Origin of the sequence: Coprococcus sp. LG101-27 (assembly GCF_027695515.1) — a bacterium.
GTDB lineage: Bacteria > Bacillota > Clostridia > Lachnospirales > Lachnospiraceae > Allocoprococcus > Allocoprococcus comes.
The window spans coordinates 74,043-86,482 of sequence record NZ_JAQEUJ010000005.1 but is presented as its reverse complement, the minus strand read 5'-3'; the positions used below and the strand labels follow the sequence as shown (position 1 = coordinate 86,482).

General features: G+C 41.4%; 11 protein-coding genes and 1 pseudogene. 2 read left to right on the top strand and 10 right to left on the bottom strand.

Features of this window, described 5'->3' with window-relative positions; translation table 11 throughout:
- Positions 1-69: 69 nt before the first annotated feature.
- Together PG766_RS06020 and PG766_RS06015 are read right to left on the bottom strand one after the other, a co-directional pair.
- Positions 70-603 carry a hypothetical protein gene (locus PG766_RS06020; protein WP_118198671.1) on the bottom strand — a complete coding sequence of 178 codons (534 nt, stop codon included), beginning with the start codon at positions 601-603 and terminating at the stop codon, positions 70-72.
- A gap of 164 nt (positions 604-767) precedes the next feature.
- Positions 768-1,178 (bottom strand): peptide deformylase, encoded by a 411-nt coding sequence (locus PG766_RS06015; protein ID WP_055247494.1) that lies wholly within the window; start codon positions 1,176-1,178, stop codon positions 768-770.
- Positions 1,179-1,342: 164 nt separating this feature from the next.
- Here PG766_RS06015 and PG766_RS06010 point away from each other — a divergent pair, with 164 nt between their 5' ends.
- Positions 1,343-1,903, top strand: coding sequence for a DUF1653 domain-containing protein (locus PG766_RS06010; protein WP_179976207.1), 561 nt, complete (start codon positions 1,343-1,345; stop codon positions 1,901-1,903).
- A gap of 76 nt (positions 1,904-1,979) precedes the next feature.
- Here PG766_RS06010 and PG766_RS06005 read toward each other — a convergent pair whose 3' ends face one another.
- Positions 1,980-2,804, bottom strand: coding sequence for a glycoside hydrolase family 3 protein (locus tag PG766_RS06005; RefSeq protein ID WP_243014370.1), 825 nt, complete (start codon positions 2,802-2,804; stop codon positions 1,980-1,982).
- 30 nt (positions 2,805-2,834) lie between these two features.
- Here PG766_RS06005 and PG766_RS17080 point away from each other — a divergent pair.
- Positions 2,835-3,257: pseudogene (locus tag PG766_RS17080) on the top strand (GH36-type glycosyl hydrolase domain-containing protein); the annotation flags it as partial.
- A gap of 300 nt (positions 3,258-3,557) precedes the next feature.
- Here PG766_RS17080 and PG766_RS05995 read toward each other — a convergent pair.
- The 7 genes from PG766_RS05995 to PG766_RS05965 all read right to left on the bottom strand — a co-directional run bounded on the left by PG766_RS05995 (position 3,558) and on the right by PG766_RS05965 (position 12,323).
- The gene (locus PG766_RS05995; protein WP_117557386.1) at positions 3,558-4,175 is read right to left on the bottom strand and encodes a YesL family protein; all 618 of its coding nucleotides are present in this window, start codon (positions 4,173-4,175) and stop codon (positions 3,558-3,560) included.
- A gap of 13 nt (positions 4,176-4,188) precedes the next feature.
- Entirely contained in the window at positions 4,189-5,703 is a 1,515-nt protein-coding gene (gene arfA, locus PG766_RS05990) for an arabinosylfuranosidase ArfA (protein WP_118198669.1), read from the bottom strand.
- A 42-nt stretch (positions 5,704-5,745) separates the two neighbouring features.
- Positions 5,746-6,594, bottom strand: coding sequence for a carbohydrate ABC transporter permease (locus PG766_RS05985; protein WP_117557374.1), 849 nt, complete (start codon positions 6,592-6,594; stop codon positions 5,746-5,748).
- Between the two features lies 1 nt (position 6,595).
- Positions 6,596-7,480: a carbohydrate ABC transporter permease gene (locus tag PG766_RS05980; RefSeq protein WP_117557372.1), complete on the bottom strand. Its 885-nt coding sequence runs from the start codon at positions 7,478-7,480 to the stop codon at positions 6,596-6,598.
- A gap of 99 nt (positions 7,481-7,579) precedes the next feature.
- Positions 7,580-8,950: an ABC transporter substrate-binding protein gene (locus tag PG766_RS05975; protein WP_117557370.1), complete on the bottom strand. Its 1,371-nt coding sequence runs from the start codon at positions 8,948-8,950 to the stop codon at positions 7,580-7,582.
- Positions 8,951-9,015: 65 nt separating this feature from the next.
- Entirely contained in the window at positions 9,016-10,965 is a 1,950-nt protein-coding gene (locus PG766_RS05970; RefSeq protein WP_118198668.1) for a glycoside hydrolase family 127 protein, read from the bottom strand.
- Positions 10,966-11,276: 311 nt separating this feature from the next.
- A complete protein-coding gene (locus PG766_RS05965; protein WP_117557366.1) occupies positions 11,277-12,323 on the bottom strand; it encodes a LacI family DNA-binding transcriptional regulator in 1,047 nt (348 codons plus the stop codon).
- Between the last annotated feature and the right edge of the window lie 117 nt (positions 12,324-12,440).

Below are 12,440 nucleotides of genomic sequence, written 5' to 3'. Positions count from 1 at the left end.
CATCCTTTAAACAATATCAAATCCCCTGTTCTCTGTCAAGAAATCTCATTTTTTCAGACTATTCTCTTGCTACACCTGTCCAAGAAGCCTTCTGCACTTCTGGTTCATCTCGCCCAGTTCCTGCACAACCGGTAACAGATCCTCTTTACTCATTCCATAACTGATCATGCAGAGTGCCTTATAGAAAAATTCGTTCACTTCCGCATCTGTTTTCCCAATGACGACCGCCGGGGAAATGATAGCTGCCATCTCCCGGATTCCGAAAAGGATTGCAGTCTCCACGCCGCGCACATCTGTTTCGTGTTTCCAGATATTGCTCACATCATATTCGGAGGTATTGCCACACGGTGCTGCACAGACTGCGCAATCCGGTGCGACGGTATCTTTTTCTTCTCTTACTTTTTCGATCATCGCTTTTAAAGATGTTGTACCGATGTTACTGTTCGTAATCGTATGCACAAGACCTTCGACGATAATCTCATCTGTGTTTTCTGTCTTTGGATTGTTACCACAGGATCTGGCAAGACCGATCAGCGCACCGGTCAGTTCATCCTGGAGTGCTAAAATCTCCTGTCCCTGCGAAATCGTCGCTGTATTACTCATATTTTCATTCCTCGTACCTTCTTTTTTGTATGGATAAGTATACGGTTTCTGGATTTTTATTTCTGTTGTAATAACAACATCATACCTGTTTATCTGTTACAATCAGGATTTTCTTTCCATAAAATGCAAAACCATAATACCGGCTCTTTGATTTAGGTATTCCATCAAATAATAATTCCATTCAGATGATCGCACTCATGTTGAATAATCTGTGCCGTCCATCCACTGTATTTTTGTCTCTGCCGTTTAAAATTGATATCCTCGTATTCTACTTCAATTTCCTGATAACGCACACATTTTCTTACGCCATCCAGAGACAGGCATCCTTCTTCTGTCTCATACTTTCCGTTTCTCTTTACAATCTTCGGATTGAACATCGCAACATTCATAAATCCCATATTGACTGCAATGATCGCTTTATTTACCCCGATCATATTTGCTGCCATTCCCACACAGCCATCTTCGTGCGCTTTTAATGTATCCAGTAAATCAATTGCAACTGGAAAATCTCCTTTCGTTGCTTTCTCTGCCTTCTGGCGCAGAAAAAAGAGATCTCTCATAATTGGTTTTACCATTTTATCTTTCCCCTTTCCGTAGTACTAGTTACTGTTCACAGTACCTGTGACCAGCAACTAGTACTTTCCAGTATACACGATTTTTCCCATTTTTAGGTTGGAAAAATTGGAAAATGCACATATAATTAGATTAGTTTTCAAATACAAACAGGAGTGTACTATCTATGGATAAGATTAAAATTATAAAAAAGAACGATGAATATTCTTCCGAATATCAGATCGGAGATACTTTTGAAATCGAAGGCACCTGGTATGGTGGTGTCCATATTATCGGAAAGACCGGCGCACCGGTTTCTCTTGATAAAGATGAATATATTTATCTGGATGCCGATCCGGAAAATAAAGCAGATTCTGCGTCTGTAATTTTCCACCCGGAATCGTCTGCCTCAACACAAACCAGTACGGTTATCCCAGAAGCACAGCCTGCTTCTACGCTTTCTGCCAATACCGAAAAAAATGACGCAGAACCCCTCCATGAAATCCATGTTGGCGATATCGTGCGCCATTTCAAAAGAGAATGGGTATCCGAAGAGAGCACCAAATATCTCTACAATGTACTGGCTTTCGCCGAGCATACTGAAACAGGCGAAAAGCTGGTTGTCTACCAGGCAATGTATGCACCATTCAAAATCTGTGCAAGACCATACGATATGTTTATGAGCGAAGTCGATCACCAGAAATATCCGGGAATCAGGCAGCACTGGCGTTTTGAAATAAATGAATAAATCATGATTAAATAAAAATGGAGAATCTCCCAGTCCCCGGCTGATACCGGAGCGGATGATTCTCCATTTCATCTTCTTACAACACTCTCGCAATTCTTATATTCCTTGATGAGCTTCCGATTCTGACTTCAACTACATCGCTTTCTTTTCCTGCTCTGTCTCCTGTGTTGGTCACATCACAGCTGACTTGCAGCTTAGCCCCGTTCCTTTTTATCTCTGCACCTGAATAGGCAAAGGTTGTATAGGAAAGTCCATGTCCGAAACAGAATTCCGGTTCAATCCCAAAAGTATCATTATAGCGGTAGCCTACGAAAACACTTTCTTTATAACGCACCTTTTCGTCGCCCGGAAATTCTCCGACTGCATGTGCAGAACAGTCCGTATGCTTTTTGTAGAAGGTTTCCGGCAACTTTCCGGATGGACTTACTCTTCCAAATAAAACTTCGGCAAGCGCATTTCCACCTTCCATTCCGGAATACCAGTTCCATACAACAGCCTTTGCGTCTTTGATCCAGCTCCCCATCTCAACCGGACTTCCTGCCATCATGACAATCACCGTATTCGGATTTGCCTTCAGTACTTCCCGAATCAGTTCATCCTGCTCATATGGGAGTTTCATATCTGCGCGGTCAATTCCTTCACTGTCATGCTCATGGTTCAGACCACCAACCAGAATGACCTCATCATACTGCGCGGCAAGCTCTGCTGCCTCTTTTCTGAGGAGTACTCTTTCTTCTTTTACTTTCACATCTACAGACTGCTCTTCTTTTCTGCTTCCGCCGCCATCTTCCAGGCTGGTCTCCTGCCAGTTCGCCTCAGACTCTTCTTTCTTTTCATCCCGTTTGTATCCCTGTACAAATGTAACTTCTGCATTACCACCGAGAAGTGTCTTAATTCCCATCAGTGGCGTGATCTCATAAAGTGCTTTGATCTCCGTGCCTACGATGCATTTGGCGAAAAAGTCGGATCCAAAGAATACAAAGAAGGCCAGATTTACATCGAACCACAGGGATTCTGTGTACTTGCCGATGTCGGTGTAAATGACGGCCAGGCGAAAAAAGCTCTGAATTCTGTTAAAGAAAAGCTGGCTACAAAGTACGGTATTGTTCTGCTCCAGCCTGCATATACAACTTATCACCTCAACCTTGGTGAAATTTCTTCTTATTCACCGGGATATAAAGAAAATGCAGGTATCTTCTGCCACAACAATCCATGGGTATCGATTGCTGAGACGAGAATCGGACGTGGTAACAGAGCATTTGAGATCTACCGCAAGACCTGCCCTGCTTACCTTGAAGACATCAGTGATATCCACCACACAGAGCCATATGTGTACTCACAGATGATCGTCGGATGCATATGACGTGGAATCAGAAGATCTTGCACCTGTAAGAACCGATAAAGAAGCAAAAGGCGGAATCTGTATTCGACCGGATGAGAATGTGAATGAATATCATGTAGAAATTGTTATGGGATAATTTCTTCCATCAGAAAAGCCATCAAAAGTTGGAAATTTTGAAAATGAAGGAATCTGGTACGGCGGTGTCCATATTACCGGATCGGCAAAAAATCGCTATAACACCTGAATTTCCAGGCATTATAGCGATTTCTGTCTTGTCCCTGTTATATTATTTTCTATTTAGTGTTCACAACTCTATTCGTATTTTTCAAAAATCCGGCACAGCAGAAATGACTGTGCATACGATAATACTGCAAATCCGAAGAACACCCATAAAATACTTGCAACTACAAATGATCTGGATGTAAATAATGTCACTATCAGTGATCCGACGCTTAAACCTGTAATCACGATTGTAAACGGAATGTTCACTGCTGCAAGAAGTAATGCATTGCGCAATGTCGCAAAAATACCATTTTCAAATCTTGCAATATACGGGAACAGATACTGGAACATCAGTATCCACATTCCAAGAATAATTGCCAGAATCACACGCATCACACTATACATGCTTCCCTGAAAAACTCTTATGATACGAAAATCCACAAACAACAGTATGGCAACGACAGCCATGATCAGCCAGCAAATGGTTGCCTGTTTGAAGTTCCTTTTATACGCTTTCCAGAATTCCTTCCACACGGATGGTTCTTCCCCTCTTGCCATCTTCATCGCTACCGCGTACAATGCACTTAATGAAGTTCCAATGGTGATCACTGGAATGCATCCGACTACAAAGATCATATTCAATATTATAATATCTCCAAGTCGCCCAAGTACCCTCATTACCGGACTGTCAATTGCCAGAAATTTCATTATCTATCCGCCTCTACTTACTTAATCTGATTACATTCCATGATGCTTTTCCAAGAAGAGTTGTCATAATTCCGCCGTCCATCTTTGAACGGTTTACTGTCTTTGGTACTACTTTTTGTTCATAAGAACTGTTCACCAGTTTCAGATTGGATTCTTCCATTACAATATGCTCTGTCAGATGGAAGCCTTCCATACCTCTTAAATCTGTTGTCAGTTCAATATCTTCATCCAGTGTACGGTTAACAGCGAAAATTGTAAGTTCTTCTTTCTCTTCATTATACACTGCAACACTTTCTACGTCAGTAACATTTTCATGTTTTGCAGTATCATGCTTAGCTGTCTGAACAAGCGGCATTAATGCAACACCACGTCCATATCTGGATGCATGAAGGAACGGGTAAAAAATTGTCTGTTTCCAGGCTGCTCCGCCTCCCTGATCTGTCATGATCGGCGCAATTACGTTGACCAGCTGTGCCATACATGCAATTTTTACTCTGTCTGCATGTTTCAGCAATGTGATCAGCATCAGACCGACTAACAGTGCATCTTCAAATGTATAAATATCTTCCAACATCGGAGGTGCTACCTGCCATGGATGATTCTGTGTGATATCATCATCTGCCGCATTTGAATGGAACCATACATTCCACTCATCAAAACTGATATTGATATTTTTCTTTCCACGTTTTTTCGCTCTTACATAATCACAGGTTGCAATGACTGTACGGATAAATTCATCCATATCATCAGAGCATGCAAGGAAATCTGCAGTATCATCATCACGATTTCCATAATATTGATGCATAGATACATAGTCTACATAATCATATGTATTCTCCAGAGTGGTAGATTCCCACTTCGGGAATGTCGGCATATCAAGAGCTGAGCTTCCACAGGATACCAGTTCAATGGATGGATCGATCAGTTTCATTGCCTTTGCGGTCTCTTCTGCAAGACGTCCGTATTCTTCCATGGTCTTGTGTCCGAGCTGCCACGGTCCGTCCATCTCATTTCCCAGGCACCATACCTTAATGTTATGTGGATCTTTCACTCCATGTTTGATACGAAGATCACTGTATTTCGTTCCACCAGGATGGTTGCAGTATTCCAGAAGATTGCATGCATCTGCAATTCCTCTTGTACCAAGATTTACTGCCATCATCATGTTGGAATTTACTTTATCCGTCCATTTTACAAATTCATTTAATCCGATCTTATTTTCTTCCAGACTTCTCCATGCAAGTTCCAGGCGTGCCGGACGCTCCTCCACCGGTCCTACGCTGTCTTCCCAGAAAAAGTTTGATACAAAGTTTCCACCCGGATAACGGATGATCGGCACATTCAGTTCCTTTACCAGATCAATGACATCTTTACGGAATCCATCATCATCCGACAACGGATTGCCCGGCTGATATAAGCCATCGTATACGGCACGTCCGAGGTGTTCAATGAAAGAACCATAAATTCTCTCATCTACCTTGGAAATCCGGAAATCTTTATCAATGATCATCTTCGCTGTCTTACTCATTTTCAGCCTCCTATTCTATCTTACCTTCTTATTTTACAACAATTATTCTTTTACTGCACCTGCTGTCATACCTTCAATAAAATACTGCTGGAAGCATACAAACAGTATAAAAATCGGAATGATCGAGAAGAATGAACCTACAACCAGAAGACTATAATTATCTCCATATGGGTTGATCAAGGTGTTAAGTCCAAGTGTCAGTGTATATTTTTCTGAAGAACGGATTACCAGTAATGGCCACAGGTAATTGTTCCATGCGTTCATACCATTTAAGATCGCCATGGCCGCAAATGCAGGTTTCATAATCGGCATGATCAGTCTAAAAAAGATACCATACTCCGTCGCTCCGTCAATTCGTCCGGCTTCCATAAGTGATTTTGGAAGTCCAAGAAGATACTGTCTGAAGAAAAAGATTGTGGATGCATGTGCAACAAATGGTAATATGATCGCAATATAGCTGTCCATCAGTCCCCAGTTAGTCATCTGCTTATACAGAGGAAGCATGATGACTTCCAGCGGAACAGATAAGATCAGAAGAACGACAACAAACATTGCATTCTTCCCTTTGAATTCATAAGCCGCAAATCCATATCCTACAAATGCACTTACCAGAAGTGTGGCTACTACGGTAATTACAGTAAGAAAGATACTGTTAAAGAACCATCTCCAGTAGTTATGCTGTCCTGTAAACAGAAGCACGTAGTTATCCAGGCTCATACGTTTCCAGTCAATTCCGAGGTTCAGTCCATACTGCAGAAGATCTCCGCCCGGCTTGAAGCTGGCAAGAAAGATCGTATAAATCGGAAGAATAATCAGAATAGCCAGGATTGAGAAGAAAATGAGCATCAATACTGTGCAAAGCCGGTCTTTCTTTTTTCTCTTTTCACCCATACTATCTCTCCTCCTTCTTAAATGTTCCTGTTGCCGCCAACTGTATCATATTGACGATCATAACAATAACCAGAAGTACAAGCCCTACCGCGCAGGCATAACCCATTGCACGTTTTTCAATTCCCTGCCTGTACAGATATCCAACGATCGTAAGCCCGATATTCTGTGGCGAGTTATTACCTTTCCATAACATGTAACTTTCATTAAACATGGCAAGACCTGCGTAGATACTGATCGTCAGCACGTATACGGTGGTTGGCTTCAGAAGTGGAAGGGAAATTCTTGTAAATTGCTGCCATTTATTTGCTCCATCAATAGAAGCTGCCTCATAAAGGTCTGTTGAAATGCTCTGTAATCCGGCAAGGAAGTACAGGATGTTAACACCTGTCCATCTCCAGCATGCCAGAAGTAACAGTGCAAAATAACCAGTCAGATCATTCTTTAACCATTTGATCGGTCCAAGTCCGAACATTCCGATCACCTGGTTGGCAAGAGAAGTCTCCATCTCACCAAACATCAGACGGAAGATTGTACCTGCAACTACAACTGATGTCAAAGCCGGAAGAAAATAGATTGATTTAAAAAATCCTGGTTTCTTCATCAGCTTACTGTTCAGCAGCGTTGCGAAAAACATCGGAAACGGAATCAGCAGCACCAGTGTTCCGATCATGTATCGAGTACTGTTAGCCAGAGCTTTTAAAAATATCTTGTCGGACAGAAGTCTCTTATAATTATCCAATCCAACCCATTTATCCTGTAATACATCCTGAAAACTTAAAAGGACTCCGTTCGCGATTGGAACTGCCCAGAAAAATATAACAGTAAGGACAAAAGGAAGGATGAACACATAAGGAGCTAATTTCTGAGAATAGAACAGTTTCTTCATGGTTTATGTATCCTCCTTCTTAAATTATAGAAAGGGCTGCGGCAGCTTTTGCACGCAACCCCTGAATATTACATTACCAGTTACTTAATTGTAACTTTTTTATTTGCCACCAAATTCATTTTCAAGAGTTTCCTGAGACTGTTCCAATGCCTCTTTAACATCCATTCCTTCTTCAAAAATGTTATTCAGTGTTGTTGTGCAGAACTCGTTATTGATAGATGGATATTTTTCGCTTGTGCAAGAAGCAAGTGAGCCAATGCCATCCTGGAGCTCTAATAATGTATCAAACGGTTTTGTCTTGAAGTATTTTACAAACTGGTTGTCCGGATTCTGAGTAAGATCTGTATCTGTCCATACTGCTGTATTAACAGGGTCAAATCCTAATACATTCCAAACTTCTTTGTTAGCGTCTTCAGACAGTTTGATGTAAGCGAATACTTCTGCTGCAAGTTCTGCGTTTTCAGAAGATTTAACAACTGCTGTACCGGTTCCGCCACCACCGATTGTCTTAACTGCATCGTTGTCACCAAATACCGGAGGTGCTGCAATAGCGATCTTGCCATCAAGGTCAGACATATAGTTTGTGAATCTTGATGTCTGCCAGAAAGGCATAATCTGTACTGCAAAGTTGCCACTGTTGTATTCCGGATAAGCTTCTTCGTTATCCGGCTGTCCACCAGCTACGGTTGCAAGTGCGCCTGCTTCCTGCATATCTTTGATATACTGAAGTACTTCTACTACTTTATCGTTTGTAAGATCAAGTTTTCCATCTTTGTCAAGGTAATCTGTACCTTTCTGAGCTAACATCAGGTTGATCATCCACTGAGCTGTTGTTTCAGCGCAGGCAAATTCTTTACCTGTAGCTTCATGGTATTTAACACCGGCTTCTTTAAAGTCATCCCATGTCTTGATCGTTGTGTAATCAATTCCTGCTTCTTTTAACAGATCATCGTTGTAGAATGCAACGGTTGTACCAACGTGTGTTGGGAAGCCATAATATTTTCCATCTTTCCCATAGATGTCAAGACGGGATTCTACTACATTATCTTTATATGGTTCGATCGCATCTGTCAGATCCATAAGTCCGATTTCACCACTTGTAAATGCCGGGAATTTTCCAAGCTCAATATCAACTACATCCGGAGCACCTTTTCCGGATTCCAGTGCAAGAGATAATTTGTTGTGCATATCATCATACTGCATATTAGAAAGTACTAATTTAACCTTCTTATCCGGATGTGCCTCATTCCACTTCTCTGCCATGTTGGTGTAGAATTCCTGGTGTAACTCGATGAATGTCCATACATTAAGAGTGGTTGCATCTCCATCAACTTCCATCTCTTTTGTTCCGCCTGATTCCCCTTTTGCTTTGCTGTCGGAGCCGCTCTTTTCGCTTCCTGCGCTACAGCCGAGCAACATTGTTGCTGTCATAGCTGCACAAAGAATCACTGACACTAATTTCTTTTTCATATTTCTTCCTCCTTTTGGGTATTTATTTCTCCACAGGGTTGTATGTCCCCTGATAGATTCTTTAATTAAAACATCTCTTTCATCCATACCAGCATCTCACCCGTCTTGCGGTTGTCCCAGCAATGATATGGAACTGCTTTCAGATTTACTTCCTCGAATGCCATTTCCCGGCTATCATATAACGCTCCGTCTTTCCACGTATCCACGTTCAGTTTCTTTCCCTTAAACCGAAGTGTTGTCACGCCTCCAAGAAGTTCCGGTTCAAACATTTCTCTGACTTCCTGTTTCGTATCCACGAAGATAGCCGGAAGATTCTCTCCATTGTCTGTTTCTTCAAGACAGTACACCAGAGGTCCTTTCACCAGTGCAGTTTTTCCCACATCTTCTCTGACATTCGGATTTGCTCTCACAAATCTTGCAGGTACTTCAAAATCAATTACGATCTCGGTCTGTTTGCTGATTCCACCGATCGTAAGATATGCCTGACAGATATCCTGATGCTCTAAAAGTGCCCCGTCTTTCCGGATGGTGTACGCTTTCACATAATCCGGAATTCTGATCGCCAGATTATTTGTGCTTCCTTCATCCGGTGTGACCTTTAATACGATGTGACCGGTATTGGTCAGGTCGCTTTCTATCTGAATCTTTGTTGTTCCTTCATCCAGATCGATCTGTGCTTCATTGGAAATATATAAGTTTACATATACTGTGTTCTTATCTGTAAAATAGATGTATTGTCCCATAGATGCCAGTGTTCTCGCAATGTTCGGTGGACAACATGCTACTCCAAACCATTTCTGTCTGACCGGTTTTATATGTTCCTTAGAAGTACGTTCAATACAGTTATCCGGCCATACTTCCAGTGGATTTACATAGAAGAAGCTCTTTCCATCCTGCGCAATTCCCGACAACAGAGTATTGTAAAGTGCTCTTTCCACAACATCCATGTAAGACGCATCTTTTGTGATCTGTGCCATTCTTCTTCCGAAGAGCGCAAGTCCAATCGATGCACATGTTTCTGAGTAGTTACTGTTATTTGGAAGATCGTAATCCGTTGTAAACCGTTCCAGAAGTCCGGATGCCCCGATACTTCCTGTGATGTACATCTGGCGTTTCGTCATATCTTCCCACAATGTCTTACACGCTTCCATCAGCTCTTCATCCTGATACTCATATGCCAGATCTGCCATTGCACAATACATATACACAGCCCTTACTGCATGTCCCTCTGCCGTCTTCTGTTCTCTTACCGGCTGATGGGACTGTGAATATCTCGGATCATATTCGGCAAACTCCGGAAAGATCTGTTTATATTCCGGTTTCTTTTCCTCTTCTAAGAAATAATTTTCACCTACACCTCTGCGGTCGATGAAGTATTTTGCTGTCTCCAGATATTTCTTATTCCCGGTAACATGATACAGACGGATCAATGCAAGCTCGATCTCCTGATGTCCCGGATACCCGTGATTCTGACCTTCTTCCGGTCCAAATGTCCTGCAGATCAGATCTGCAAACTTTTTCATAATATCCAGAAATTCCGTCTTTCCGGTTGCTTTATAATATGCAACCGCTGCTTCTGTCATGTGCCCTGCTGTATATAACTCATGTCCCTCTTTCAAGTTCGTCCAACGCTTTGACGGATCTTTGATCGTAAAATATGTATTCAGATAACCATCTTCGCACTGGGCACGACCGATAAGGTTAATTGTTTTATCAGCAAGGTAAGATAAATGTTCATCCGGCTCTACTGCCAGAGAATATGCTACAGCTTCCAGCCACTTCGCTACATCTGTATCCTGGAATACTGCTCCTTCAAAATCGCCTTCCGCTTCTCCTGCCGCAATCCTGAAGTTTTCAATGCAATGACTGGTTTCCACATCCGGAAGCTTGTCATTTAAGATATCCCACTGATATGGAATCAGAACATCTTTCACAAGATGGGTGTATCTGTTCCAGAACCGATCTGAGATCTTAATCTTATTCAGCGGTACCGTTTTTAGTTTCTTGTCATCCATAATTTTTCCTCGGAATATTAAATACGATCTATATATACTTACTTAATCGTTTAATATTCTTTTTTACAATTTTCCCGTTTTTCTTAAATATGCAATGCTGTTTTTGTTTTTCAGGCTCATATTTTTATTTTATTTACCTGTTTCTTGCTTGTTTTAATTATATACGCACTTTTATTATAAATGCAAGTAGAACTTAAACGTTTAATTTTGTGTATTTTGCACAATCACACAATAAAATAAGCACTTACAGAGCATTTTTCTCTTCTATAAGCGCTTATTTTTTTCTGATTTCTGTTATTTTTAGTGTAAATTCATGAATTTTCTGTAATATTTTCAACCGAGCTCCGCTCTAACATATGACATCCAACACGGTATATTCCTTCCGGCTCTTTTAATCTTTTTCCTTCTACCATACGCATGATCACCTCACTCGCCGTATAACCAATATCATGCAGAGGCAGGGAAATGGTGGTAAGTGGTGGTTTATAATATCCGGATAATTCACGGTTATCATAACCGGTTACTGCAATATCCTTCCCCGGAAGTATTCCGTTCTCTTCCAGACAGTCATATACTCCACCCGCCATCAGGTCATTCATACAACAGATTGCTGTTATCCCCTGTTTCAGAAGCTGCTTCGTTCCCTCATATCCACTTTTTCTTGTCCAATCTCCATAATATACTGCCTGAGGATTATATAATATCTGATTTTCAAAAAGAGCTCTCTGCATACCAAGAAGTCGTTCCTGCATATGGATACTGTCCGGCTTACCAGTAATAATTCCGATACGCCTGTGTCCGTTTGCAATCAGATAATCCACGATCTGATGCGCTCCATCTTCGTCATTCACTACCACTGACGGAATGTCTTTATTCGCTGTATATCCATATGCCATAACGACTGGTATCGGCAAATTCTCCGGAATACAGCGCATAATTCTCTCATGTGCCGTAACATAAATAATCCCCTCTACCTGTCTTGCGATCAGCTTGTCAATCTCCTCACCGACACGTCCATAATAATCATCTCTGTGATAGTAAAAATCATTGTATTTCTTGAACAGTCTCAGATTGATCAGTAGAATCTGATAACTGTTCTCCTCGCAATGCTCTGTAATACCATCTACAATATCCGGGATACTGAAGATCGTCATATCTTCAACAATAACCCCGATTGTTCTGGTATTCTTTGTCTTCAGATTTCTCGCCACAGTATTTGGCTTATAGTTCAGCTCTTTTATCTTATCCATCACGATCTTCCTGGTTTCATCACTTGCGCCAGGTTTGTGATTTAAAATATTTGATACTGTTGCTACAGAAACATTGCATTCCTTTGCAATCTCCTTGATCGTAACCATCTCTTTGCTTCCTTTTCTCCCTTTTTTATTCTTCCGGTCATTCTTCCCATTTATTTTTCTTCTTATTCTCTATCTTAGACTATCCATTTCCGCCTTGTCAATCAGTTAATTCTATGC